This window comes from Blastococcus jejuensis, from assembly GCF_039534705.1.
GTDB classification, from domain to species: domain Bacteria; phylum Actinomycetota; class Actinomycetes; order Mycobacteriales; family Geodermatophilaceae; genus Blastococcus_B; species Blastococcus_B jejuensis.
Genome location: NZ_BAAAVV010000012.1, coordinates 15,759 through 39,118 on the forward strand (window position 1 = coordinate 15,759; position 23,360 = coordinate 39,118).

The following is a 23,360-nucleotide window of genomic DNA, read 5'->3' on the forward strand; positions in this document are numbered from 1 at the left end:
GGCATGGCGGTCCCGGCGCTGCAGGTGCACGCCTCCCGGCACTGCAACCTGCGCTGCCTGCACTGCTACTCGGAGTCCGGCCCCGACCAGCGCGACGCGCTGCCGCTCGACGTCCTCGAGCGGCTGGTCGGGCACGCGGCCGACGAGGGGTACCGGGTCCTGAGCCTGTCCGGCGGGGAGCCGCTGCTGTACGGCGGCTCCGCGGCGCTGCTGCGGCGCGCCCACGAGCGGGGCATGAGCACCACGCTGACGACGAACGGCACGCTGCTGCGGCCGCGCTACCTGGAGCCGGTCGCCGAGCACCTCGACCTGCTGGCGATCAGCCTGGACGGCGTCCCCGAGTCCCACGACCGCATGCGCGCGCACCCGAAGGCCTTCGAGCTGCTGCGCACCGGCCTCGCCGAGGTGCACCGGCTGGGGCTGCCGTTCGGGCTGATCTTCACGCTGACCCAGCACAACGTCGACGAGCTGCGCTGGGTCGCCGGGTTCGCGGCGGAGGCGGGGGCGAAGCTGCTGCAGATCCACCCGCTGGAGGCGGTCGGCCGGGCCCGCACCGAGCTGCCCGAGTCGGCGCCGGACGACCGGGAGCGCTTCTTCGGCTGGACCGAGGCGCTCGCCGCCCAGGCGATGGTGGGGGAGCGGCTGCGCGTGCAACTGGACCTCGCCACCGTGTCGGCGCTGGGCACGGAGCGGCACCTGCGCAACGCCGACCTGCCGCCGTCGCAGTGGCAGCGCCCGCTCGCCGAGCTCTGCGCGCCGCTCGTCCTCGAGCCCGACGGCGTGCTCGTCCCGCTCACCTACGGCTTCCCCCGGCACCTCGCCGTCGGCGACGTCACCCGGGAGGACCTGCCTGAAGCCGCCGCCCGCTGGCGGAGCCGGTACGGCGACTTCACGGCCCACTGCGCCCGCGCGTACGGCGCGGCGCAGCGCGCCGGCGGCCTGGTCAACTGGTTCGAGGTCGTGTCGGCCTGACGTAGGCTCCCCGGGACGGTCGCGTTCACCCCGGAGGGTGTCGGCCGGTCCCCGGGTGGTTCGCGCTGCGGCCCCCCGGGAAGGAAACGTCGGGACGACGACGGCGGCCACGGGGCCGGAACGCTGAGGAGCCTTCGATGGAGACGAGCGCCCGTCTCCTGAACGACCGCTACGAGCTGGGCGCGCTGCTGGCCAGCGGCGGCATGGGCCGGGTCTGGCGGGGGCGCGACACGGTGCTGAACCGGCCGGTCGCGGTGAAGATCCTGCGCAGCGAGTTCACCGGCGACGCCTCCTTCGTCGCCCGGTTCCGCGCCGAGGCCCAGCACGCGGCCGCCCTGCACCACCCGAACATCGCCTCGGTCTTCGACTACGGCGAGGTCGAGGAGAACGGCGAGCAGTTGGCCTACCTGGTCATGGAACTCGTCGACGGCGAGTCGCTGGCCGCGCTGCTGGCCCGGCAGCGGCAGCTCGACGTCCCGACGTCGCTGCGCATCCTGCGGGGGACCGCCGCCGCTCTCTCCGTCGCGCACAGCGCGGGGCTGGTCCACCGCGACGTGAAGCCGGGCAACGTGCTCGTGGCCCACGACGGCACCGTCAAGATCACCGACTTCGGGATCGCGTGGTCGGCGTCCAGCGTCCCGCTCACCCGCACCGGCCAGGTCATCGGCACCGCGCACTACCTCTCCCCGGAGCAGGCGCAGGGCGGCCGGGCGACGCCGGCCAGCGACGTCTACGCCCTTGGCGCGGTCGTGTACGAGTGCCTCGCCGGCCGGCGCGCCTTCGAGGGCGAGAACTCCGTGCAGATCGCGGTCAAGCAGATCCGCGAGCAGCCCGAACCGCTGCCCGACACCATCCCGGCCGACGTCCGCGCGCTCGTCGACCGTGCGATGGCGAAGGACCCCGCGCAGCGGTTCCCCGACGGCGACGCGCTGCTGCGCGCCGTCGACGAGACCCTGGCCGGCCGGCCCCCGACCGCCCACGACGCCGGGCCGACCGGGACGGCGGTGATGCCGCTGCCCGTCCTCCCGCCGGACGACGACCGGCACGTCAGCACTCCGCCGCCCGAGCGCCGCCGGCCCACCGCGCTGATCGCCGGTGCCGCTGCGGCGATCCTGCTGATCGCCGCGCTCGTCGGCGGCATCGGCGTCCTCTCCGGCGGCGACGGCGAGTCCTCGGCGGCCACGCCCACCGCCGCCGAGCAGCCGAGCACGGCGGCGCAGACGCCGCCGACGGTGACCCTCGACCCGGCCGCCTACCTGGGGCGCCCGGTCACCGAGGTCCAGGCCGAGCTGACCGCGCTCGGCCTCACCGTCGCGCTGCAGCCGGTGCAGACGGCCGACGTCGCCGAGGGCGCGGTCACCGCGCTCACCCCGACCGACGGGCTGCTCGCCGGGGCCACGGTCACGGTGTCGCACGCCGTCGCGCCGCCGGCCCCACCGGTCGTCGTCGAGGACGACGACGGCGACAACGGCAACAACGGGAACGGCAACGGCAACGGCGGCAAGAAGAAGGACAGAGAACGCGGCGGCGACGACGACTAATCAGGCGGCGGTGCGCTGCACCTCGCTGGGCGGCAGCATCGCCTGAAGCCGGGCCCGGAGCGCCCGCGGGCTCGCGCCGGCCTGGATCTCGCTGATGCCGGCGAGCATCAGCGTCATCTCCGCGGTGCGCAGCTCGGTGTTGCGGGTGATCTTGGCGCTGATCGGCAGCCAGATGAAGTTGGCCGACAGCACCCCCCACAGGGTCGCGACGAAGGCGGTGGCGACCAGCGGGCCGAGCGTCTCGGGGCGCGCGAGGCTCTGCAGCACCTGCACGAGACCGACGACCGTGCCGATGATGCCGATCGTGGGCGCGTAGCCGCCCATCTTCAGGAAGAACCGGGCAGCCACGCGGTTGTCGGCGCGCTGCGCGGCGATCTCGCCCTCGAGGACCGCGCGCACCTGCTCGTCGGGCTGGCCGTCGATGATCATCTGCATGCCGCGGCGCAGGAACGGGTCGGCGATGGTGCGGGTGCGGTCCTCCAGCGGCAGCAACCCCTGCTTGCGGGCCGTCGTCGCCAGGTCGACAAGCAGCGTGACGACCTCCGTCGTGCGTGACGACGGCTCCGGGGCGAACGCCAGCCGGAACCAGGAGCCGAGCTTGCGGAAGTCGGAGGTCGTGGAGCCGGCGATCGCGGCGCCGAAGGTGGCGCCGAACACCAGGACCAGCGGGGGCAGCAGGACGATCGCCAGCGGGCTGGAGCCCTCCAGCACCATCATGGCCACCAGCGAGACGCCCGCCAGCGCCATGCCGATGACTGTGGACCCGGCCACGGGTTCAGGCCTCGTCGAGGTCCAGGTCGAGGTCCCGGCCTGCGTCCGCGTCGCGGCCGGGGAGGACGACGATCGGCGTGTCCGGCCGGGTGCGACGGGCGTTGCGGGTGGCCATGGGGGTCGCGGCGTAGCCGTCCACGAGGTGGATGCGGGCCACGAAGGCGGCGGCACGGTGGTCGCGGACGGTGCGGATCAGCTCGTCGAGCGGCTGGTCGATCACGTACTTGGAGCCGTCGACCATGTGCACGACGGTGTCGTTCGCGGTCTCCACGCGCTCGATCGCGTCGGGGTCGATCGAGAAGTGCTCACCGTTTCGGCAGGTCACAGCGATCACGGAGCGGTCCTTCCGCTCGGTCGGGGTAGCGGACCCCGGTGGCGCCGGTGAGGGCTCTCTTCCCTTCGGCCCGCAGGGGTGTTTCCTGTAGTCGAACGGGCCCAGGACCCACCATTCGGGTGAGCGCGTAAACCGCTGGTCAGAAGCCGAACAGCAGCCCGAGCCCGCCGACGGTGAACAGGACCATGACGATCACCAGCGGCAGCTGGTCCGACGCCGGCCGGCGGGGGGCCGCGCGCAGCGCCCGTTCGTGGGCCAGCGTCACGCCGAGCACGTGCCCGACGACGACGGCCAGCACCTGCACGTAGGCGATCGCGTCGGCGCTGACCGCGCTCAGGTCGACCACGTTGCCGTAGGTGCCGAACAGGTCCACGCCCGCGGTGCCGAACGGGTTGCTGGCCAGGATCGGGGTCTTCTGCCCGTCGAGCACCAGCAGGCTGAAGTAGTGCGCCACCGTGTAGCCCAGCGCGATCGGGACGACGGTCGACGCGTAGCGCCGCGGCTGGATCGCCGGATCCTGCCGGCCCATGCGCCCCGACAGCCGGGCGCCCAGCACGTAGAGGCCGGCGACCACGCCGATCATCACGGCCAGCCCGACCGTGCCCGAGAAGACGTCGTTCGCAGCCCCCGGGCCGGTCTGCCAGAAGACGGTGCGGGACAGGCCGTCGAAGGCCGTCGAGCCGAGCAGGACGACGACGACCGCGGCCAGCCCCGGGAGCTCGGGTGTGGCCAGGGCGTTGGCCAGCGGGTTGCGCAGCACGAGCCGGCCGTCGTCGCGCCGTCCCCACGGCGAGAGCCGGGCGATCAGCGTGGAGTAGACCTCGAAGCACTCGCCCCGGGCGAACCACTCCTCGCCGAACCACGCGGCCAGAGCCAGGTGCACCACGGCGTGCACGAGGAGGAAGACGCCGACGGTGACCGGCTCGGCGCGGTCCGGGTACACCAGCTCGAGCCACAGGAAGATCACCAGCGACGCCGCGGCCGGCCACAGCCCCAGCGCAGGAAGTCGTCCCGCGCCCGGCGGAACCGGGAGCACCGGACGCAGCGCGCGGTGCAGCAGCCGCAGCGGGTTCGCCACCCGCCAGACCGGCCCGAGCAGCAGGCTGGCCGGCACGAGGCCGACCCAGAAGGTCACGTACAGCGCCCACGGCGCCAGGTTGCGGTCGCCGTCGGCGGGCCCGGCGAACGCCACCACGACGACCAGCACCGCGAGCGCGAGCGCCACCGCCTGCAGGCCCCGGCGGGTCACGGGGGAGTCGAGCACCCGCTGCACGCCGGCGGGCAGGGGGCGGCCGGAGTCGGGGCCACCGATCTTCGGCGTCCGCCAGAACAGCAGCAGGACGGCGAAGCCGAACAGGATCGCCGCCCCTGCGCCGTAGAGCGCCAGGCCGAGCGGGATCGGGAGGTCGGTCCGCGAACCGACGCCGTGGGCGACGGCGGTCATGCAGCCCCTCCGCTGGGCGGGGTGCCGACGGTCGCCGCGCGGCGCCCTACCGTCGCAATGCGGATCACGACACCTGGAGGGTGAGCAGCACCGTCCCCGACTCGTGCAGCTCCACCTCGAACACCCCGGGGATCGTGGCGTCGAACGTCAGCTCGGCGGGTGTGCCCGGCACGAGCTCGGCGTCCAGGTCGTAGCCGTGCACGTGCACCTCGTCGGCGACGTCGCTGGTGATCGACAGCGTGACGTGCTCACCGGCGGCCACCGGCACCCGGCCGGTGTCGCCGGTGACCTGGCCGCCGGCGACCTCGACCTCGATCCGCTGCCCGTCCTCGGTGGGTGAGGCAGCCGGGGACGACGACGAGGACGACGAGGTCGACGACGGCGCTGGGCTCCCGGCGGCGGTGTCGGGATCGGTGCCCGCGCAGCCGGCCACCAGCAGGCCGCCGACGAGGAGCGCGGCCAGCAGTCGACGGTGGGTCACCGGTCGCGTGCCCCCGTGGTGGTCCCGGCCGTCTCGCTGTCGGCGTCGGCCGGGGTGTCGGGGAACGGCTCCCGGGCGCTGGCCCGCCGGGAGTAGCGGCCCACGCCCCACGACATGGCGGCGATCAGGGCCAGCGTGCAGCCCAGGACGACGAAGTTGGCCACCGCCCACAGGCCACCGCCGGAGGACTTGAGCTCGCGCTGCAGGATCTCGATCTCCGGGATCGCCTCCCGCGTCATGCCGTCCTCGGCCACGATCTCGTCGGCCGGGATCGCCTCGTCGGCGGGCAGGTAGATCGGGAAGGCGGTGAGCACCCGCCCGTCGTGCACGCGCAGCAGCGTCTTCCAGCTGCCGTGCAGCGGGACGGGCTCCGTCGTCCGGTACTCGCCCTCGCCGGTGCGCTCGAGCGCGTTCACGACCAGGCCGTCGCCCTGCCAGGCGGTGATCTGCACCCACGCCGGGTCGTCGGGGAAGTCGGCCGGGTCGAGCTGGACGGTGATGTCCGCCGTCCGCGGGTCGCTGGTCACGTCCTCGATGGCGAAGGTGGCCTCGACGTCGTCGGGCACCGTGGCCAGCAGGCCGTTGGTCGTGCCGACGGCGATCAGCGCGAGGCTGCCGAGCAGGACGGTGCGGGCGACCGCCGGGCGGGGGAGCCGGCGGCGCAGCCCGGTGGCGAGCAGCACGCCCAGCAGCGCGCCGGCGACGCCGCCGCCGATCGCCATGAGCGTGCCCTCGACGAGGATGTCGCTGTTCCACGACAGGGTCTGCACGACGTGGGTCCAGCCCCACTCCGTGGCGTGGCCGATCGTGCCGATCGCGGTGCCGGCGACGGCGCCGAACACCAGCGGCCGGCGGTCGGACGACATGAACAGCGCCAGCGCCTCGACGACGATCGCCGAGCCCAGGTACAGCGGGAAGGTTGGCAGGATCTCGCCGAAGCCGGGGCCGACGATCAGCGCGATGCCGCCGCGGATGACGAGGAAGAAGGCCGCGGCCGCCAGGGCCCCGCCGCGGCCGATGAACAGCCGGGCCGCGACCAGCGCCAGCCCCGCGGCGCCGGCGATCATGAACGGCTCGAGGACCAGCCGGAACTGCGGGACGTCGAAGTCGAACTCGCCCTGGTAGACCGACAGGCCCAGCAGCAGCCCGCCCATGGCCGAGGCCTGCCGGACGAAGCGGGTGGTGCGGCCGACCTTGCGGTCGCCGTCGTCGGTGGACAGCCCGCCGTGGCCCTCCTGCTCGAGGATGAGCAGGCCGATGATCGAGAGCCCCGCGCCGGTGATGAGCATCAGGTGGGTGGGGCCCCACAGCGTCACGTCCTGGCCGAACAGCCGGTGCCAGACGTCGTCGAGCGGGAAGCCGAGCAGGGCGTAGAACCCGGCGCCGGTGAGCAGGATGCCGCCGACCGGCACGTCCCAGCCCTTGATGAAGCGGACGGCGGAGGGGCCTGGCTTCTCGTCCAGCGGCATCGAGCACGCCAGCACACCGCCGGCGAAGACGCCGAACAGGCCGAAGAGGATCAGGTAGTGGGCGGGGTTGGCCAGCGGGCCCTCGTCGCGGCCGATGCCGATGTGCAGGCTGATGTCCCACAGCATCCCGAGCAGGGCGACGAGCAGCGACAGCGTCGTGAGCACCGTCGGGAGGGCCACCCAGGCCGGCACGCCGGTGGCCTTGCCCAGCCGGTTGCCGATGCGGGTCAGCACGGTGGTCCGCCGGGTGCGGTGCAGGAACACCAACCCGAGCAGGAGCACGGTGAGGCCGAGGCCGAGCGCGGTGGCGAGGAGGACCTCGCCGATGGCGGCACCTCCGGCCGGACGTGTGTCAGCGGCAAGCAGCACGGGACCCCCTCGGTGTCATGGAGCTATGCAACACCCATGACGGTGACATCGACAACTGATACATCAACGAGCGGATTACGGTGGAGGTCACGATGACGAGGAGGTGACCGTGACCACGGCGGCAATGCCCCGACCAGAGGGCGATGACACCCAGCGCGAGCTGACGGTCGACGAGCTCGCCGCGCGGGTCGGCGTGACGGTGCGCAACCTGCGTGCGTACTCGGCGCGCGGCCTGCTGCCGCCGCCGCGCATGGTCGGGCGCACCGGGTACTACGGCCGCGAGCACGTCGCCCGCCTGATCCTGGTGCGCGAGATGCTGGCCGAGGGCTACTCGCTGGCGATGATCGAGCGCACCCTCGCCTCGGCCCCGCCGACGGCCAGCTCGGCCACCCTCGCCCTGCACCGGGCGCTGCTCGCACCGTGGCTGCCGCCCGAGCCCGAGGTCACCACCGGGCAGGAGCTGGCCGCGCGGGCCGGCGTCGCCGAGAACTCCGCCGTCGTCGACCAGCTGGTCGAGCTGGGGCTGATCCGCCGGCTGGACGACGGCCGGCTCGAAGTGCTCGACCCCGCGCTGCTGACCGCGGGGCTGCAGGTCGTGGAGCTGGGCGTGCCCCCCGAGGAGCTCATCGCCGCGCAGGCCGCGGTCACCGAGCACGTGCGCGAGATCGCGCAGACCTACGTGCAGATGTTCGTCGACACCGCCTGGCGGTCGTTCGTGGCGGCGGGCTCGCCGCCGGAGGAGCTGGAGCGGGTGCAGGCCATGGTGGCGCGACTGCAGCCGGTGGCGGCGCAGGCGCTGCTGGCCGCGTTCCGCACCGAGATGGCCGCCGCCGTCGAGTCCGCCGTCGAGACGGCGCTCAGTCAGTTCCCGGAGGAGGAGTCGGGATCTCCTCCCGCTTGAACGCGGCCTCGTCGGCTTCCGCGGCGGCCTCCCGGGCGCTGAGCTTGCGGTCGCGGACGACGGCGCCGACGACGAGCGCGATCAGGAGCGCGGCGGGGACGAAGAAGCCCACCGTGCCGAGGATGCCGAGGCCGTCCATGGCCAGGACGTCGTAGGTACCGGGCATCTCCCTATGTGACACCGTCCGATGGCATCGTGCAACCCGGATGGACCATCCCAGCTTTCGGTACCGAAAGCTCCGGGTCGGGGTCAGGAGCTGGGGCGGCCTTCGCGCCAATAGCCCATGAAGGCCACGGCGGTCCGCGGGATGCCGACGTCCTGCACGAGGTGCCGGCGGAGCCCCTTCACGACACCCGCCTCGCCGGCCAGCCATACGTAGGCGCCGGAAGTGCCGCGCGGTGCGTCCGGCACCTCCCAGAGGATCCCGCTCTCGATGTCGACGTCGTCGAGGTCGGCTGCCGGTGACGGGGAGAGGTCGAGCTCGGTCAGGGCGTTCATCAGTGCCCGGGCCAGCAGGAGCCCGCGGGGCGCCGTCCCGGCGTCGGTCGCGCGGGGCAGCCAGCTCACCCGCACGCCGTCGGGTGCCGCCAGGTTCAGCGCGTCCCCGGCGGTCGGCACCTCCAGCAGCACGTGGGCGCGGCGCCCCGGCGGCAGCGACTCGACGATCGCGCAGATCGCCGGCACCGCCGTCTCGTCGCCCGCGATCAACAGGCACGACGCATCGGCCGGCGGGTGCCACTCGATGCCACCGGTCGGACCCTCGAACAACGCGTTCGGGCCGACCAGCACCACCTCGTCGCCGACGGCCGCCCGCTCGGCCCACGCGGAGGCGGGTCCAGTCGCGCCGTGCAGCACGAAGTCGACGTCGACCTCCGCCGGGTCGCTGCGCACCGCGCGCACGGTGTACGTGCGGATCGGCATCTGCCGCTCCGCGGGCAGCGCCCGCCAGGCGCCGTACCAGTCGGGGCCCTCGGGGCAGTCGGCGATCCCGCGCCCGGGCAGGGGGAGGAGCACCTTGATCCGCTGGTCGAGCCCGTTGGACGCGAAGAGGTCCAGGTCGGGCCCGGTGAAGGTCACCCGCAGGAAGCTCGGGCTCAGCCGCCGCACCCGCGCGACCTGCACCGCGAACGTCCGGTAGGCGGGGACCTGCACCGTCTCGACCGTCATCGGAGACCTCATCTCGTAGCCGCTTGCTTAGGCGAACCTAAGTTAGGCTAGCCTCACCTCGCTTGTGGGGCGCAGTGTTCCACAGAACCAGCGAGGAGATCCAGATGCGTGTCCGTGCCCCACTGCCGGTCCTGGCGGCCGTCCCGCTCGCCCTGGTGGCGCTCGTCGGCTGCGGCGCATCCGCCGACGAGACCACCGAGACGTCCAGCGCCAACGGGTCCAGCGACGCGTTCCCCGTCACGATCGAGCACACGTTCGGCGAGACCACGATCGAGGAGCAGCCCGAGCGGGTCGTCGTCCTCGGGTGGAGCGCGCAGGACACCGTCTACGCCCTCGGTCTCGACCCGGTCGGCATGCCGTCCTACGTCTACGGCGGTGGCGACGACGGCGTGCTGCCGTGGAACGAGGACCTCTACGACCCCGAGGTGACCACGCTGCTCGACACCGCCGACGGCCCGCCGCTCGAGGCGATCGCCGCGCTGCAGCCCGACGTCATTCTCGCCCCGTACGAGGGCTTCGAGGAGTCGGTCTACGACAGCCTGAGCGGCATCGCGCCGACCGTCGCCTATCCCGGTGAGCCGTGGACGACGCCGTGGCGCGAGCAGACCCGCATGATCGGCGAGGCCCTCGGCAGGAGCGCGGAGGCCGAGGAGCTGATCACCGAGGCCGACGGCCGGGTCGCCGAGATCGCCGCCGAGCACCCCGAGTTCGAGGGGCTCACCTTCGCCTACACGAGCATGGGCGCCGAGGCGCTCTACCTCTACCTGCCCACCGACCCGCGGGTGCAGCTGATCGAGGACCTCGGCTTCACCGTCGCGCCCGCCGTCGAGACGCTCGGCGGCGACAGCGAGAGCTCCTTCTACGCCCAGCTCGCGCTGGAGAGCGCACCGGACATCGAGTCCGACGTGATCGTCGGGTTCGCCGACGGGCTGTCGGCCGAGGAGGTCGCGGCGCTGCCGATCTACGGCCAGGTGCCGGCGATCCAGGACGACGCCGCCGTCCTCATCGACGACGAGAGCTTCGGCGCGGCGGTCAGCTCGGTGAGCGTGCTGTCGCTGCCCTACGCACTCGACCAGCTCGTCGACCAGCTCGCCGCCGCCGCGGAGAACGCCCGATGAGCCGCCGGCTCGCCGCGCTCCTCGCCGCCGCCGCGCTCGGGCTGGCCGGGTGCGGTGGCGCCGCGGAGTCGCAGGAGGCCGCCGGCTCGGACTCGGCGGACGCCGCGTTCCCGCGCACGGTCGAGCACGCCATGGGGACGACGGAGATCCCGGCGCGCCCCGAGCGGGTCGTCGTCCTCGACACCGGTGAGCTGGACTCCGCGCTGGCCCTCGGGGTCACGCCGGTGGGTGCGGTGACCACGGACGTCGCCGAGGGCTTCCTCAGCTACCTCGCCGAGGACGCCGACGGGGTGGAGGTCGTCGGCACGATCGCCGAGCCGAACCTGGAGGCGATCGCGGCGCTGCAGCCCGATCTCATCCTGTCCAACAAGGTGCGGCACGAGGACATCTACGACCAGCTGGCCCAGATCGCCCCCACCGTGTTCGCGGAGCGGGTCGGGGCGGTGTGGAAGGACAACTTCCGGCTGGCGGGCGAGGCGCTCGGGCTCGAGGACGAGGCCGAGCGGGCGCTCGACGACTACGAGCAGCGGGCCGCGGAGCTCGGCGCGTCGGTCGGCGACCCGTCGGCCACCACCGTGGGCACGGCCCGCTTCGTCGGCGGGACGATCCGGGTCTACAGCGCCGCGTCGTTCATCGGCACCGTGCTGGCCGACATCGGCCTCACCCAGCTGGAGCTGCCCACGGCTGACGTGCCGACCTTCACCGAGCTCAGCCCCGAGGAGCTCACCCGGATCGACGCCGACGTCGTCCTCTACTCCTCCTACGGCGCCGACGACGAGTCGGGCCTCGCCGGGGCGCTGGCCGGGCCGCTGTGGCCCCGGCTGACCGCCGTCCAGGAAGGCCGGGCCTACGCCGTCGAGGACGACGTGTTTTTCACCGGCATCGGTCTCACCGCGGCGAACCTGCAGCTCGACGCGCTGGAGGACTTGCTCGCCGGGTGAGAACGCAGATGAGGGCTGCCTCCCGAGGTCGGGAGGCAGCCCTCAGTGCGTGGTGATCAGGGGTCAGGCGGGCGCCTCGCCGGCCGGGATCTGCTGGGCCAGGTACTGCGGCAGGCCGACCCGCTCGATCGCGCCGAGCTGCGCCTCGAACCAGTCGACGTGCTTCTCCTCGTCGAGCACCATCTCCTCGAACACCGAGGCGGTGCCGTGGTCGCCGAGGTCGTGGCACTCCTTGGCCGCGGCGTTGAACTGCGCGACGGCGGCCTTCTCGCTGTCGAGCGCGAGGACCAGCATCTCCTCGGGCGTCTCGCCGACCCGGATCGCGTTCAGCCGCTGCACGTTGGGGTGGCCGTCGAAGAGCAGGACGCGCGAGATGATGGCGTCGGCGTCCTTCATCTCGTCGATGGACAGGTCGTAGAACACCTTGCCGAGCTTGTTCAGGCCCCACGAGTCGAGCATCCGGGCGTGCAGGAAGTACGCGTTGGTGACGGTGAGCTCGAAGGTCAACGCCTCGTTGAGCAGTTCGACCACACGGGGGCTAACGGGCTGCACGGGCCACCTCTTGTTCTCGCTCGGCTGTGACCGGGCAAGCCTGGCACACCAGCTCGCGCACCGTGCTGATGCATCCGCCGCAGATGCGGCCGGCCCCGGTCTGGCGGGCGACGTCGTTGACGCAGCGCGCGCCGTTGGCGACGGACTCGAGAACGTCGCGGTCGGTGACCACGGCGCAGTGACACACGTACATGAGCGGTTGCCTCGCAGGAGCCGGCCGGTATGGAGAGCCGGCAGGAGCACCGCCGGGCGTCGCCTGGAGGTTAGCCTCTCCTAAGTCCCTTGCGCCAGGGTCTTCCGTCCTGTCGGCATGTCGGCTTGTCGACGAGTCGCCTAGGTTCGGGTCCATGTCTGATCCGACCCGGCCTGACCTCGCCGAGCGCGCCCGCATCCTGCTCGAGCTCCACGAAGCGCCGGAGATCCTGGTGCTGGCCAACGTCTGGGACGTCGTCTCGGCCCGGGTGGTCGCCGCGACCGACGGCGTCCGGGCCCTGGCGACGGCCAGCCACTCGATCGCCGCGAGCTTCGGGTTCGAGGACGGCGAGAACATCCCGCTCAACCTGCACCTGGACATGGTCGGCCTGATCACCTCGGCGGTGGACCTGCCGGTGACCATGGACTTCGAGGCCGGCTACGGCGACGCGGGGGAGACCGCCCGGCGGGTGATCGAGATGGGCGCCGTCGGCGGCAACCTCGAGGACAAGATGAAGCCGCTGGAGGAGGCCGTCGCCGACGTCGAGGCCGTGCTCCGGGCGGGCCGGGAGGCCGGCATCGACTTCGTGCTCAACGCTCGCACCGACGCGATGCTGCGGGCCGAGGACCGGAAGGCCGCCGTGCAGGAGGCGATCCGGCGCGGCCGGGCGTACCTGGACGCCGGCGCCCCCGTCGTCTTCGTCCCGGGTGCGGTCACCCGCGACGAGATCGCGGCGCTCGTCGACGGCCTGGGGGAGCGGAAGGTCAGCGTGATCAGCGTGCCCGGGAAGTCGCTGCCGGCACGTGAGCTGCAGGAACTCGGCGTCGCCCGGGTGTCCACCGGGCCCTTCACCCAGCAGGTGGCCCTCACGGCGTTGCAGGACGCGACTGCGGCGATCGTCGCCGGCGGCGTGCTCCCCGAGACCACGCGCCGCCTGAACTGAGGCGTCAGGCCGCCGCGCGCACCAGCGGGTCGTGGCGCGCCGGCAGGGTGATCGACACGTGCGAGGGCGTCCGCCGCGTGCGGGCGTGCACGGGGACGTCGTCGTCGCGGCCCGGGCCGGCGTGGTCCTTCGCCGGCAGCAGGCGGTCGCGCAGCCGGAGCGCCGGCTTCTCCACGGCCACGGTGGCCAGGACCCCGACGGCGATCGCGACGGAGTACTCGATCGCCTGCGCCCACGCACCCGTCGACTCCGGATCCAGGCCCGGGAGCAGGTCGAGGGCGACGTGCGCGGCGAACAGGTGCCAGATGTAGATGCCGTAGGAGTAGCGGCCGAGCATGGCCATCGGCTCTGCGATCCACCGGGCCCGCGGCACCCACCGGGCGCGGAAGACCAGCAGCAGGAGCGCGGCCGCCGTCAGGTACGCGACCGTGAAGCCGATCGTGGTGCCGATCGGGCCCGACTTCCCGAAGACGACGAGGTGCAGGACGCCGACGGCGAGCACGCCGGCCAGCAGCCGGCGGCGCTGCTGCACCCGCTCGAACAGCTCCGGCCAGTGCACGCTGACCAGCGCCAGCAGGACACCGAAGGTCAGCGAGTCCACGCGGAAGTGGGTGCGCCACTGCAGCCGGACGTCGCTGATGCCCTGCGTGTAACCCCAGATCCGCAGCGCCAGCGCCGCGACCAGCACGCCGACCAGGATCGCCGCCAGCGCCCGCGGCGAGCCCTTGCGGCGCGCGAACAGCGGGAACAGCACCGCGAGGGCCAGGTAGAAGTGCTCCTCGACCGCGAGCGACCACAGGTGCGCCAGCGACGTGCCCGCGTAGTTCTGCAGGTGCACCGCGTTCTGCCACAGGTACGACCCGACGGGTTCCGGGCCGAACAGCGCGTGGACGGCGAGGAAGACGTACAGCACCGGCCACAGCTTGAGCAGCCGCCGGGCGGTGAAGCGCCGGCCGTCGAAGCGGCCGGTGCGGGCCTGCTCGTTGAGCACGAGCCGGCCGAGCAGGAAGCCGCTGAGCACGAAGAACAGGTCGACGCCGGCCCAGCCGAACGTGCGGCCGGGCCAGGTGAGCGTGTCGATCACGGCGTTGCCGGTCGGGGTGCCGCTGAAGTGCCAGCCCAGCGCCAGGACGATGGCCAGGCCGCGGACGACGTCGAGATCGAGCCGGCGCCCCTCGCGGGTGCGGCTGCCGTCGGTGGCTCGGGGGGCCGAGGTCGGCGGGGCAGTCATCGGCTCCACGTTATGCATTCGTTACCAATGGCCGCCTCCCCGAAACCACCTCCGGCGAACACGGAGAGTGATCGCCGCTGGTCCGCGAGGACCGCTGTGGGACACCTCACAGCGATTCCGCAGGGGCCTCTCGTCACCCGTTCGGGGAGGCCCACGGAAACCGGCAAGTCCGCTGGACTCAAGGGGAATGCCGCTCCTGCCGATCACCCGGTCAGGTGACGAAGGGGTCTGCCCTCCGCGCCGACGACCGTTGGGTGAGGAGGACAGGTCGTGGCAGCTCAGTCCGTGCTCGTCGTGGAGGACACCGACGAGATCCGCGAGCTCGTCGTCACCGTGCTCGGACGGGCCGGGATGGACGTCCGTGCGGTGGCTTCCGGAGCCGCGTGCATGGAGGAGGTCCGCCGCGAGGCGCCCGACCTGATCGTGCTCGACCTCGGCCTGCCCGACGCCGACGGCACCGAGGTGTGCCGCCAGATCCGCGCCGAGAGCCAGGCCTACGTCCTGATGCTCACCGCCCGCGCCGAGGAGGTCGACCTGCTCATCGGGCTGGCCGTCGGCGCCGACGGGTACATGGCCAAGCCCTTCTCGCCGCGCGAGCTCGTCGCTCGCGTCCAGGCGATGCTCCGCTTCCCGCGTCAGGCCGCCCCGGCACCCGAGCCGGCCGCCGAAGAGACGTCGGTCCGCCGGCTCAACGAGCTCGAGGTGGACGAGGAGAGCCGCGAGGTCCGCGTCGACGGCGAGGTCGTCGACCTGACCCGCACCGAGTTCGACCTGCTCGCCGCCCTGGCCTCCCGGCCCGGCCGCGTCCTCCAGCGGGAGACCCTGCTCCGCGAGGTCTGGCAGACCGACTGGGAGGGCAACCTCCGGCTGGTCGAGGCGCACATGTCCAACCTGCGCCGCAAGCTGGTCGCTGCCGGGCTGAACTCGCCTGAGATCCGCACCGTGCGCGGGGTCGGCTACCGCCTCGTCGCCGCCTGACTCCGGTCCCCGCACGGCACCGTCTCTCGGCCCGCCTTCATCGCCCCGCCCGAAACGATCATGAAGTTGGGGAAGCGACACGTCGACGTCGGTCGGTGTGTCGCTTCCCCAACTTCATGATCACGGGGGAGGGCGGGGTCAGCAGGAGAGCAGGGCAGTCAGGCCCGAGTCGGCGGTCCAGCCGTACGCGGTCAGCGTGGTGACCTTCAGGCGGGGCTGGTAGTAGAGCATGTCGGCGTCGTTGACCTGGCTCACCGAGGTGGCCGTGGTGGTCAGCAGGGGAGCGGTCGAGCCGTCGATCCCGAGGAACGCCGAGATCAGGTATCCGGTCACCCGGGGCGACGGGCTGGCCGTCCAGCCGAACGTCACGTGCAGGTTCGTGTTCTTCGAGACCGTCGTCGTGGTGGTCTCGTTCGCCCCCGGGCCGGCCACCGGCGTCGAGACGCTGCTCTGGACGTTGGTGGTGCTCGTAGCCGTGGACGAGCTGGAGCTGTACGCGGTCTGCGTCTGGACGCCGGTCACCGGGTCGGTGTAGACCGTCCGCCGCACCGTGGTGGTCGTGGTCACGCAGTAGTCGTTGAGCCACAGGCCCGTCGGCGCGGCCACCGTGCCGGTGGCGATCGTCATCGTCGGGGCGGAGGTCGAGTCGGCGAAGGTCGCCGAGGCCGGGATCGTGGTGCCGACGATCACGGCCAGGACCAGACCGGCCAGCGTCAGGATGCGTCGGGTGGTGGTCATGCCTGGGCCTCCTTGGTGTCCTCGGGGTGCTGGGTGTCGTCGGTGGGGGTGGGGCGCCAGATGGTGAGCAGGAGCCAGCCGACCAGGAGGGTGGGGGCGCCGTAGGTGAGGGCCTGGGTGATGACGGGGGTGCGCAGGGCCTGGATGAGGTGGCCGAGGTCGGGGATGACGGCCTGCACCTGGTAGGCGGTGTCGCCTTCGAGGGTGGCGGTCCAGGGGTCGACGGCGGTGTTGGCGTCGCCCTTGGTCTGGATGGTGACGGTGCCGTCGAGGGTCTTGTCGACCGAGATGACCCGGTGGGTGATCAGGGCGCGCTCGCCGATGGGCTGGTGGTAGGTGAGCACCATGCCTTCGGTGATGTCGGTGACGGCGATCGGGGTGACGATGGTGACGTCACCGGGGTTGATCTCGGGGGCCATGCTGCCGGTGAGCATGGTCATCGTGCGGTAGTCGAAGAGGTGCGGTCCGACGGCCAGGCCGGCGAAGGCCAGGACTGCCAGTCCCAGGATTCCGCGTACCAGCCACGGGGCCAGGCTGCGCAGGGCGCGGCCCAGGAGGTGGCCGGCCTGGTCGGCGAACTGGCCGATCAGCAGGCGCGGGTCCCCGGCCGGGGGCAGCTGGACGGCTGCCCCCGGGCGACGGACGGGGAGGACGGCGGTCATGGCGAGATCTCCGTGTGGTCGTCAGGCCGTGATCAGCGGGCGGTGCCGGTGCGCTGGGTGCCCGTGAAGGTCAGGCTCAGCGACGCGGACTTGCCCTGGAAGGTGTTGTCGGCCGTGGTCGGCAGCGAGATGGAGAACGTCAGGTGGTCGGTGCCACCGGCGTTCAGCGCGGCCGCGCCGGCCAGGTTGATGGTGCTGACGGCGGGGCCGGAGCCGACGAGGGTCTCGGTGCCCGAGCAGGTGTAGGTCGGGGCCAGCGCGGTGCCGCCCTGGGTCCACGCCACCGAGCACTTCTTCACGGCCAGCTGCAGGCCGTTGACGATGTCGGTGGTCAGGATGCTGCCGGCCGTGGCGGAGGAGTTCAGCGTGACCGAGCCGAGGGCGGAGTTGCCGTCGTTGACCAGGTTCACCGCGCGGGTGAGCGAGTCACCGGGCAGGAAGCCGGCGGTGGTCACCGGGACGCTGTAGCCCTGCTGGGTCAGGTCGATGGAGAGGGTGCCCGACTGGATCGTGGTGGCGACCGGGGCGGTGCTGTCGGTGAAGCCACCGAAGGTGCCCATGCCGGCGACCGCGGCAGCGGTGCCCAGGACGCCGAGCGAGCCGACGACCTTGCGGGCGGTGGAGCTGGAAGCGATGGTGCGGGGCTTGCTGGTCATGTCCGTTTCTCCCTTTCGTCCGTGCCGGCGGCCTTCCCGCTGACACAGACGACTTTCCGGGAGCAACCGCAGGCCAGCCGCGTGCGATCCGCAAGAAACCCGCAAGAACGGTGTCGTCCGGAGGACGACAGATCACATGGCCAGAGCCCTCAGCTGGACGACGCGGGCGTGGGCGAGGACGCCGCGGCGGGCGTCCGCCGCGATGGCCCGGCACACCTCGGCGACCGCGGGGTGCCCCAGCTGCCCGCTGGTCCCGGCCAGCGTGTGCGCCGCCGACGCGACGGCGGCCGCGTCCCCGGCTCGAGCGCCGGCCGCGATCGCCGAGAGCCGGCCCGGCAGCGCGCTGGCATACATCTCCTGCAGCCGGTCCATGAGCTCGGCGTCGAGGTCCTCGTCGTGCAGGTCGTCGACGTCGGTGATCGCCGACGGCCGGTCTTCGGCGGTCGGTTCCTGCGCAGCCGGCCCCGTGGTCCGGCGGCGCAGGAAGTCCAGGAGGATGCGGGCCTCGACCGGCTTGGCCAGCGTGGCCAGGGCGCCGGCGGCGGCTGCCTCGGCGCGCACGTCCGGCGTCGGGTCGGAGGTGACGACGACGAAGCGGGCCCGGGAGCCGTTGTGCCGCAGGCGGCGGAGCATCGTCGGCCCGTTCTGCCCGGGCATCGACACGTCGGTGACGACGAGGTCGGGGTCGTCGGTCGCGGCCTGGCGGAGCGCGTCCTCGGCGCCGGTGGCCTCGCGCACCTGCCACCCGCCGAGGCGGAGCAGGCCGGCGACGCGGCGGCGGGCGTCGGACTCGTCGTCGACGACCAGGGCGGTCAGCACTGGAACCACCCCGTCGAGGCCGACTCGGCGGTCCACCCGTAGTCGGTCACGGTGCTGACCGTGTACCGGACGGCGTAGGCGGTGACGTTGTAGAGGGTGATGCCCTGGGACCACGACGTGTCGGTCGCGGCCTTGTCGACGGTCTGCGTGTAGCCGTCGCTGAAGTGCACGGTCACGCGGTAGCCGCTGATGCGGGCCGAGGTGCTCTTCGTCCAGGTCAGGCCCATGGTGGCGCTGGTCCGGCCGCAGGTGAGCGAGCCCGAGCCGGCGGCCGGCGCGCTCACGGTGCCGGTGGCGATCGACATCGGGGTGGCGGTCACCTTGGCGGACTCGGTGAACGACGCCTGGGCGGCGGCTCCGCTGCCGAGGAACATGGTGGCCGCGAGGGCGGTCAGGACCAGGATGCGTCGGGTGGTGGTCATGCCTGGGCCTCCTTGGTGTCCTCGGGGTGCTGGGTGTCGTCGGTGGGGGTGGGGCGCCAGATGGTGAGCAGGAGCCAGCCGACCAGGAGGGTGGGGGCGCCGTAGGTGAGGGCCTGGGTGATGACGGGGGTGCGCAGGGCCTGGATGAGGTGGCCGAGGTCGGGGATGACGGCCTGCACCTGGTAGGCGGTGTCGCCTTCGAGGGTGGCGGTCCAGGGGTCGACGGCGGTGTTGGCGTCGCCCTTGGTCTGGATGGTGACGGTGCCGTCGAGGGTCTTGTCGACCGAGATGACCCGGTGGGTGATCAGGGCGCGCTCGCCGATGGGCTGGTGGTAGGTGAGCACCATGCCTTCGGTGATGTCGGTGACGGCGATCGGGGTGACGATGGTGACGTCACCGGGGTTGATCTCGGGGGCCATGCTGCCGGTGAGCATGGTCATCGTGCGGTAGTCGAAGAGGTGCGGTCCGACGGCCAGGCCGGCGAAGGCCAGGACTGCCAGTCCCAGGATTCCGCGTACCAGCCACGGGGCCAGGCTGCGCAGGGCGCGGCCCAGGAGGTGGCCGGCCTGGTCGGCGAACTGGCCGATCAGCAGGCGCGGGTCCCCGGCCGGGGGCAGCTGGACGGCTGCCCCCGGGCGACGGACGGGGAGGACGGCGGTCATGGCGAGATCTCCGTGTGGTCGTCAGGCCGTGATCAGCGGGCGGTGCCGGTGCGCTGGGTGCCCGTGAAGGTCAGGCTCAGCGACGCGGACTTGCCCTGGAAGGTGTTGTCGGCCGTGGTCGGCAGCGAGATGGAGAACGTCAGGTGGTCGGTGCCACCGGCGTTCAGCGCGGCCGCGCCGGCCAGGTTGATGGTGCTGACGGCGGGGCCGGAGCCGACGAGGGTCTCGGTGCCCGAGCAGGTGTAGGTCGGGGCCAGCGCGGTGCCGCCCTGGGTCCACGCCACCGAGCACTTCTTCACGGCCAGCTGCAGGCCGTTGACGATGTCGGTGGTCAGGATGCTGCCGGCCGTGGCGGAGGAGTTCAGCGTGACCGAGCCGAGGGCGGAGTTGCCGTCGTTGACCAGGTTCACCGCGCGGGTGAGCGAGTCACCGGGCAGGAAGCCGGCGGTGGTCACCGGGACGCTGTAGCCCTGCTGGGTCAGGTCGATGGAGAGGGTGCCCGACTGGATCGTGGTGGCGACCGGGGCGGTGCTGTCGGTGAAGCCACCGAAGGTGCCCATGCCGGCGACCGCGGCAGCGGTGCCCAGGACGCCGAGCGAGCCGACGACCTTGCGGGCGGTGGAGCTGGAAGCGATGGTGCGGGGCTTGCTGGTCATGTCCGTTTCTCCCTTTCGTCCGTGCCAGCAGGCCTTCCCGCTGACAAGGACCAAGGTGACCGTCATTCCGCACGCCCGAATGGAGCAATCCGCAAGAGAAGCGCAAGAAGAAGGGGAGTTGAAGAGCCGGGGACGGTCAGGTCGCGCCGAGTGGGCCCCGGAGGGGTCCGCGCAGGCGTGACGCAGCGGCTCAACGCACCGGGGGACGGCCATTGGCCGCGGTGTCGTCCGGAGGACGACAGAGTTATTGGGTTAAACCGGGAGTGTCAAGGTGAAGGTGGTGCCCTGGCCCTCGGCGCTGGTCACGTCGAGCGCGCCGCCGTGGGCGGTGGTGATGGCCTTGGTGATGGTCAGGCCGAGCCCGACGCCGGGGACGGCGTTGCGCTGGGCGGTCGACGCCCGGAAGAAGCGGGTGAACAGCTTCCCCTGCTCGCCGGCCGGGATGCCGACACCGGTGTCGCTGACCGCGAGACGGGCGACCGGTGCCGTGCCCGGCAGTTCGTGGTCGAGCACCTCGCCGTCGGCCGCCTGCCAGGCCCGGCGCAGGGTGAGGGTCACCTGGCCGCCGGTCGGCGTGAACTTCACCGCGTTGGAGACCAGGTTGTCGCAGGCCTGGCCGAGCCGCACGGCGTCGCCAGGGACGACGAGACCGTCGTCGGGCACGTCCACCGAGATCTCGACCCCGCCGTTCGTGGCGTTGACCCGGGCGGTCTCCTCCGCGGCACGGACGACCGCCGCGAGGTCGACGTCCTCGGGCTGCAGCGTGAACCGGCCGGCCTCGACCTGCGCGGTGAACAGCAGGTCGCCGACCAGGCGCTGGAGCCGGTGTGCGTTGCGCTCGACGGTGCCCAGGTAGGCCCGCTGCTCGTCGGTGAGCGTCTGCTCCTCGTCGTCCAGCACCAGTTCCAGGTAGCCGAGGATCGAGCTCAGCGGCGTCCGCAGCTCGTGGCTGATCAGGCTCACGAACTGGTCCTTCATCCGCTCGGTGGCCCGCACCTCGGTCATGTCGGTGCCGACGAAGTTCCAGCCGGCGTGCGCGCCGGAGTCGTCGGTCCGCGGCGTGATCGCCACGGACACGGTGCGCTGCCGGCCGTCGGCGGCCACGTAGGTCCAGTCCCGCACGTCCCTGCCGTGCTCCTGCGCGGCGTGCACGAGGGCGGCCATGCCCGCGGCCGATCCGGCGTCCTCGGCGGCGGTCTCCAGCTCGGTGGGCAGGTGGAACTCGACGATCGACCGCGTGCGGACGACGTCGGCGCGGGGGAGCCCGAGCATCCGCTCGGCGCCGGGGTTCCACACGCGGATGACGCCGTCGCGGTCGGTGCCGATGATCGACTGCTCCGTGACGGCGTCGATGACGCTGGTCATGGTCTGGGCGCGGGCGGCCAGCATGCGGGTGGCGAGATCGAGCTCGTCGGCCCGCGTCTGCACCTGCGCCAGGAGCGCCGACCGCTCGGTCCGCAGCCGGACCACCTCCGCCGCGCGCAGGCCGTGCCGGCGCGCGGCCTCGTTCACCGCGAGCCCGCCGACCGCCACGGCCAGCGGCCCGAGCAGCAGCGCGCCCGGGAGGTCTGTCGGTGCGGGTGACAGGGAGTTGAGGGCGCCGGGCACCAGGAGCACGCAGGCGGTGCCGACGGCGGCCACGAGCACGTGCCGGCGGCCGGGCGTGAGGGCCAGCGCGAGCACGGGCCCGAGCAGGAGGAACAGGACGGCGGGGGAGCCGGTGCCCGCGCTGAGCAGCGCGACGGCCGCCAGGTGTGCGGCCGGCACGAGGACGGCGCTGTCCCCGGTCGAGTTCCGGTCCACCAGGCGGGCCGTCGCGGTGGTCACCGCGGTGGTCAGCGCGGCCAGCACCAGGCCGGCCGCGACCAGCTCGCCGTCGACGACGGGGAACGCGCCGAGGGCGAGCAGCCCAGCGGTGACGGCGAACATCGCCGTGGAGGGCAGCGATCGTCCGAGCACCGAGGAGGCGCCCGGCAGGAGACCGCGGAACCAGCGGCGCCGCTGATCCTGGGGCGCCGGCCGGCCGAGGACCGCCGTCGTCATGCCGGCTGGCGCTCGGTGAGGCTGCGGACCTGGTGCACCAGGCCTGCGACGGAGAAGGGCTTGGCGAGGTACGCGTCGGCCCCTGCCGCCAGGCCTCGGGCGACGTCCTCGAGCGAGGCGCCGGCCGACAGCAGCAGGATGCGGATGCCGGCCGTGGCGGGGTCCTGGCGCAGCGCGGCGCACACCTCGAGACCGGACGCGCCGGGCATCGACACGTCGAGGACGGCGAGGTCCGGCAGGCCGCTGCGGGCCGCGGCCAGGGCGGCGGAGCCGTCGGCGACCGCGGTCACCTCGCCGGCGCCGGCCTTGCGCACGGCCAGGCAGACCAGCGCGCGGATGTCCTCCTCGTCGTCGGCCACCAGCACCCGGACGGGCAGGCTCGCGTCCACGGTGCTCCCGTCGGTCGGGGCGCCGCGGCGAGGTGTCCGCGCGGAGCCGGATGGCGTTGTCACCTGGGACAACGGTCATCCGGGGGGAGGGCTGCAGTGCGCCGGGGCGGGTCTCACCCGCAGGGGTGAGGCCGCACAGCACTGCGCCCCGCCGGGAGATCCCGGCGGGGCGCAGTCGCTGCGGTCGGCTGGTCACCGACCCCGGTGGGTCAGGAGCTGGAGGCCTGGGTCTGCACCTTGCTCTTGGACTCCTGGGCCTGGCCCTGCACGTCCTGGACGGCGGTCTGGCCCTCCTCCTTGACGGTGGAGGCGGCGTCCTGGGCGGTCGCCTTGACCGACTCCACGGCCTCCTGAGCGGCGGGCTTGAGCTGCTCGCCGATCTCCTGGGCCGCCTGCTTGGCGGGCTCGAGCAGCGTGTCCTTGTGCTCCTTGACGGCGCTCTCGGCCTGCTGGGCGAGCTGCTTCTCCTTCTCCGACGCCGGCAGGAGGCTGGAGACCAGCCATCCGACGCCGAAGGCGATGACGCCTGCGGCCAGGGGGTTGCCCTGGGTCTGCCGGACGATCGCGTCGGGTGCCTGCTGCACGGCGCCGGCCGCCGACGACGCGGCGTCCTGCACGGTGCCGACGGCGCCGGAGGCGGCGTTCTGCACCGAGCCGGCTGCGTTGGCGGCGGTGCCGTGCATCGAGGCGGTGGTGTCTGACGCGCTGCCCATGACCTTCTCCTTGAGGCTGGTCACGCGTCCCTTCGCGGCGGAGACCCGCCGGTCGACGACGCGCGCCGGGTTGACCTTCTCGTTGAGGGCGTCGACGTCGTAGCTGAGCTCGCGCCGCGTCTCCTCGATCTGCCGCCGGATGACGTCCGGGTCACTGCTGGTCATGTCTGCGACTCCTGATGCTCTGCGGTCGGG

27 protein-coding genes are annotated in these 23,360 nt (G+C 72.8%); 7 read left to right on the plus strand and 20 right to left on the minus strand.

The features are described 5' to 3' along the window. Positions 1 to 3 precede the first annotated feature (3 nt). The gene (locus ABD644_RS18795) at positions 4 to 972 is read left to right on the plus strand and encodes a radical SAM protein (protein ID WP_344690563.1); all 969 of its coding nucleotides are present in this window, start codon (positions 4 to 6) and stop codon (positions 970 to 972) included. Between the two features lie 137 nt (positions 973 to 1,109). Beyond that, positions 1,110 to 2,513 carry a protein kinase domain-containing protein gene (locus ABD644_RS18800; RefSeq protein WP_344690564.1) on the plus strand — a complete coding sequence of 468 codons (1,404 nt, stop codon included), beginning with the start codon at positions 1,110 to 1,112 and terminating at the stop codon, positions 2,511 to 2,513. On the opposite strand, the gene ABD644_RS18805 is transcribed toward ABD644_RS18800, so the two are convergent. The 5 genes from ABD644_RS18805 to ABD644_RS18825 all read right to left on the minus strand — a co-directional run bounded on the left by ABD644_RS18805 (position 2,514) and on the right by ABD644_RS18825 (position 7,381). Beyond that, complete coding sequence (locus ABD644_RS18805; protein ID WP_344690565.1) at positions 2,514 to 3,284, minus strand: motility protein A; 771 nt, start codon at positions 3,282 to 3,284, stop codon at positions 2,514 to 2,516. Positions 3,285 to 3,288: 4 nt separating this feature from the next. Beyond that, the gene (locus tag ABD644_RS18810; protein WP_344690567.1) at positions 3,289 to 3,618 is read right to left on the minus strand and encodes a flagellar FlbD family protein; all 330 of its coding nucleotides are present in this window, start codon (positions 3,616 to 3,618) and stop codon (positions 3,289 to 3,291) included. Between the two features lie 139 nt (positions 3,619 to 3,757). Then, a complete protein-coding gene (locus tag ABD644_RS18815; protein WP_344690569.1) occupies positions 3,758 to 5,062 on the minus strand; it encodes a hypothetical protein in 1,305 nt (434 codons plus the stop codon). Between the two features lie 64 nt (positions 5,063 to 5,126). Beyond that, positions 5,127 to 5,543 (minus strand): cupredoxin domain-containing protein, encoded by a 417-nt coding sequence (locus ABD644_RS18820; protein WP_344690571.1) that lies wholly within the window; start codon positions 5,541 to 5,543, stop codon positions 5,127 to 5,129. After that, positions 5,540 to 7,381, minus strand: a complete 1,842-nt coding sequence (locus ABD644_RS18825; protein ID WP_344690572.1) for a hypothetical protein — start codon at positions 7,379 to 7,381, stop codon at positions 5,540 to 5,542. Before ABD644_RS18825 ends, ABD644_RS18820 begins: the two co-directional genes overlap by 4 nt. Before the next feature lie 109 nt (positions 7,382 to 7,490). Between ABD644_RS18825 and ABD644_RS18830 the strand changes: the two genes are divergently transcribed. Further along, complete coding sequence (locus tag ABD644_RS18830) at positions 7,491 to 8,282, plus strand: MerR family transcriptional regulator (RefSeq protein WP_344690573.1); 792 nt, start codon at positions 7,491 to 7,493, stop codon at positions 8,280 to 8,282. On the opposite strand, the gene ABD644_RS18835 is transcribed toward ABD644_RS18830, so the two are convergent. Continuing rightward, the gene (locus ABD644_RS18835; protein WP_344690574.1) at positions 8,239 to 8,463 is read right to left on the minus strand and encodes a hypothetical protein; all 225 of its coding nucleotides are present in this window, start codon (positions 8,461 to 8,463) and stop codon (positions 8,239 to 8,241) included. The two genes, ABD644_RS18830 and ABD644_RS18835, sit on opposite strands and share 44 nt — an antisense overlap. Positions 8,464 to 8,531: 68 nt before the next feature. Continuing rightward, a complete protein-coding gene (locus ABD644_RS18840; RefSeq protein WP_344690575.1) occupies positions 8,532 to 9,449 on the minus strand; it encodes a siderophore-interacting protein in 918 nt (305 codons plus the stop codon). A gap of 104 nt (positions 9,450 to 9,553) precedes the next feature. On the opposite strand from ABD644_RS18840, the gene ABD644_RS18845 reads away from it, so the two are divergent. Together ABD644_RS18845 and ABD644_RS18850 are read left to right on the plus strand one after the other, a co-directional pair. Beyond that, a complete protein-coding gene (locus ABD644_RS18845; protein ID WP_344690576.1) occupies positions 9,554 to 10,567 on the plus strand; it encodes an iron-siderophore ABC transporter substrate-binding protein in 1,014 nt (337 codons plus the stop codon). Beyond that, on the plus strand, positions 10,564 to 11,508 hold the full coding sequence (locus ABD644_RS18850; protein ID WP_344690577.1) for an ABC transporter substrate-binding protein: 945 nt from the start codon (positions 10,564 to 10,566) through the stop codon (positions 11,506 to 11,508). The genes ABD644_RS18845 and ABD644_RS18850 overlap by 4 nt, the downstream gene beginning before the upstream one ends. 63 nt (positions 11,509 to 11,571) lie before the next feature. Here the strand turns inward: ABD644_RS18850 and bfr are convergent, their stop codons facing one another. Together bfr and ABD644_RS22765 are read right to left on the minus strand one after the other, a co-directional pair. Continuing rightward, entirely contained in the window at positions 11,572 to 12,060 is a 489-nt protein-coding gene (gene bfr / locus ABD644_RS18855; protein ID WP_344690578.1) for a bacterioferritin, read from the minus strand. Beyond that, positions 12,047 to 12,451 carry a (2Fe-2S)-binding protein gene (locus ABD644_RS22765; RefSeq protein WP_425547479.1) on the minus strand — a complete coding sequence of 135 codons (405 nt, stop codon included), beginning with the start codon at positions 12,449 to 12,451 and terminating at the stop codon, positions 12,047 to 12,049. The genes bfr and ABD644_RS22765 overlap by 14 nt, the downstream gene beginning before the upstream one ends. Between ABD644_RS22765 and ABD644_RS18860 the strand changes: the two genes are divergently transcribed. Beyond that, complete coding sequence (locus tag ABD644_RS18860; protein ID WP_344690579.1) at positions 12,408 to 13,196, plus strand: isocitrate lyase/PEP mutase family protein; 789 nt, start codon at positions 12,408 to 12,410, stop codon at positions 13,194 to 13,196. The genes ABD644_RS22765 and ABD644_RS18860 overlap by 44 nt on opposite strands. Before the next feature lie 4 nt (positions 13,197 to 13,200). Here ABD644_RS18860 and ABD644_RS18865 read toward each other — a convergent pair whose 3' ends face one another. Next, on the minus strand, positions 13,201 to 14,427 hold the full coding sequence (locus ABD644_RS18865) for an acyltransferase family protein (RefSeq protein ID WP_344690580.1): 1,227 nt from the start codon (positions 14,425 to 14,427) through the stop codon (positions 13,201 to 13,203). A 270-nt stretch (positions 14,428 to 14,697) separates the two neighbouring features. On the opposite strand from ABD644_RS18865, the gene ABD644_RS18870 reads away from it, so the two are divergent. Beyond that, complete coding sequence (locus ABD644_RS18870) at positions 14,698 to 15,405, plus strand: response regulator (RefSeq protein ID WP_344690581.1); 708 nt, start codon at positions 14,698 to 14,700, stop codon at positions 15,403 to 15,405. Between the two features lie 138 nt (positions 15,406 to 15,543). Here the strand turns inward: ABD644_RS18870 and ABD644_RS18875 are convergent, their stop codons facing one another. The 10 genes from ABD644_RS18875 to ABD644_RS18920 all read right to left on the minus strand — a co-directional run bounded on the left by ABD644_RS18875 (position 15,544) and on the right by ABD644_RS18920 (position 23,330). Further along, the gene (locus ABD644_RS18875) at positions 15,544 to 16,143 is read right to left on the minus strand and encodes a hypothetical protein (protein ID WP_344690582.1); all 600 of its coding nucleotides are present in this window, start codon (positions 16,141 to 16,143) and stop codon (positions 15,544 to 15,546) included. Beyond that, positions 16,140 to 16,805 carry a signal peptidase I gene (locus ABD644_RS18880; RefSeq protein WP_344690583.1) on the minus strand — a complete coding sequence of 222 codons (666 nt, stop codon included), beginning with the start codon at positions 16,803 to 16,805 and terminating at the stop codon, positions 16,140 to 16,142. The genes ABD644_RS18875 and ABD644_RS18880 overlap by 4 nt, the downstream gene beginning before the upstream one ends. Positions 16,806 to 16,837: 32 nt before the next feature. Next, positions 16,838 to 17,461, minus strand: a complete 624-nt coding sequence (locus tag ABD644_RS18885; protein WP_344690584.1) for a hypothetical protein — start codon at positions 17,459 to 17,461, stop codon at positions 16,838 to 16,840. A gap of 132 nt (positions 17,462 to 17,593) precedes the next feature. Next, positions 17,594 to 18,280, minus strand: a complete 687-nt coding sequence (locus tag ABD644_RS18890; protein ID WP_344690585.1) for a response regulator — start codon at positions 18,278 to 18,280, stop codon at positions 17,594 to 17,596. Then, positions 18,274 to 18,702, minus strand: coding sequence for a hypothetical protein (locus ABD644_RS18895; protein ID WP_344690586.1), 429 nt, complete (start codon positions 18,700 to 18,702; stop codon positions 18,274 to 18,276). The genes ABD644_RS18890 and ABD644_RS18895 overlap by 7 nt, the downstream gene beginning before the upstream one ends. Further along, a complete protein-coding gene (locus tag ABD644_RS18900; RefSeq protein WP_344690583.1) occupies positions 18,699 to 19,364 on the minus strand; it encodes a signal peptidase I in 666 nt (221 codons plus the stop codon). The genes ABD644_RS18895 and ABD644_RS18900 overlap by 4 nt, the downstream gene beginning before the upstream one ends. A 32-nt stretch (positions 19,365 to 19,396) precedes the next feature. After that, positions 19,397 to 20,020, minus strand: a complete 624-nt coding sequence (locus ABD644_RS18905; protein ID WP_344690584.1) for a hypothetical protein — start codon at positions 20,018 to 20,020, stop codon at positions 19,397 to 19,399. 252 nt (positions 20,021 to 20,272) lie between these two features. Beyond that, entirely contained in the window at positions 20,273 to 22,063 is a 1,791-nt protein-coding gene (locus tag ABD644_RS18910; protein WP_344690587.1) for a sensor histidine kinase, read from the minus strand. Next, complete coding sequence (locus ABD644_RS18915; RefSeq protein ID WP_344690589.1) at positions 22,060 to 22,452, minus strand: response regulator transcription factor; 393 nt, start codon at positions 22,450 to 22,452, stop codon at positions 22,060 to 22,062. The genes ABD644_RS18910 and ABD644_RS18915 overlap by 4 nt, the downstream gene beginning before the upstream one ends. A 209-nt stretch (positions 22,453 to 22,661) precedes the next feature. Next, the gene (locus tag ABD644_RS18920) at positions 22,662 to 23,330 is read right to left on the minus strand and encodes a DUF3618 domain-containing protein (RefSeq protein WP_344690590.1); all 669 of its coding nucleotides are present in this window, start codon (positions 23,328 to 23,330) and stop codon (positions 22,662 to 22,664) included. Positions 23,331 to 23,360: the final 30 nt, after the last annotated feature.

Bases quoted from the DNA above. Each gene is read 5' to 3' on its own strand.
- ABD644_RS22765 (WP_425547479.1), bottom strand. From the start codon at position 12,451: ATGCGGGCGCGCTCGGCGAGGTCAGGCCGGGTCGGATCAGACATGGAC.
- ABD644_RS18815 (WP_344690569.1), bottom strand. From the start codon at position 5,062: ATGACCGCCGTCGCCCACGGCGTCGGTTCGCGGACCGACCTCCCGATC.
- ABD644_RS18880 (WP_344690583.1), bottom strand. From the start codon at position 16,805: ATGACCGCCGTCCTCCCCGTCCGTCGCCCGGGGGCAGCCGTCCAGCTG.
- ABD644_RS18910 (WP_344690587.1), bottom strand. From the start codon at position 22,063: ATGACGACGGCGGTCCTCGGCCGGCCGGCGCCCCAGGATCAGCGGCGC.
- ABD644_RS18885 (WP_344690584.1), bottom strand. From the start codon at position 17,461: ATGACCAGCAAGCCCCGCACCATCGCTTCCAGCTCCACCGCCCGCAAG.
- ABD644_RS18850 (WP_344690577.1), top strand. From the start codon at position 10,564: ATGAGCCGCCGGCTCGCCGCGCTCCTCGCCGCCGCCGCGCTCGGGCTG.
- ABD644_RS18920 (WP_344690590.1), bottom strand. From the start codon at position 23,330: ATGACCAGCAGTGACCCGGACGTCATCCGGCGGCAGATCGAGGAGACG.
- ABD644_RS18795 (WP_344690563.1), top strand. From the start codon at position 4: ATGGCGGTCCCGGCGCTGCAGGTGCACGCCTCCCGGCACTGCAACCTG.
- ABD644_RS18875 (WP_344690582.1), bottom strand. From the start codon at position 16,143: ATGACCACCACCCGACGCATCCTGACGCTGGCCGGTCTGGTCCTGGCC.
- ABD644_RS18865 (WP_344690580.1), bottom strand. From the start codon at position 14,427: ATGACTGCCCCGCCGACCTCGGCCCCCCGAGCCACCGACGGCAGCCGC.
- ABD644_RS18895 (WP_344690586.1), bottom strand. From the start codon at position 18,702: ATGACCACCACCCGACGCATCCTGGTCCTGACCGCCCTCGCGGCCACC.
- ABD644_RS18900 (WP_344690583.1), bottom strand. From the start codon at position 19,364: ATGACCGCCGTCCTCCCCGTCCGTCGCCCGGGGGCAGCCGTCCAGCTG.
- ABD644_RS18840 (WP_344690575.1), bottom strand. From the start codon at position 9,449: ATGACGGTCGAGACGGTGCAGGTCCCCGCCTACCGGACGTTCGCGGTG.
- ABD644_RS18860 (WP_344690579.1), top strand. From the start codon at position 12,408: ATGTCTGATCCGACCCGGCCTGACCTCGCCGAGCGCGCCCGCATCCTG.
- ABD644_RS18845 (WP_344690576.1), top strand. From the start codon at position 9,554: ATGCGTGTCCGTGCCCCACTGCCGGTCCTGGCGGCCGTCCCGCTCGCC.
- ABD644_RS18800 (WP_344690564.1), top strand. From the start codon at position 1,110: ATGGAGACGAGCGCCCGTCTCCTGAACGACCGCTACGAGCTGGGCGCG.
- ABD644_RS18905 (WP_344690584.1), bottom strand. From the start codon at position 20,020: ATGACCAGCAAGCCCCGCACCATCGCTTCCAGCTCCACCGCCCGCAAG.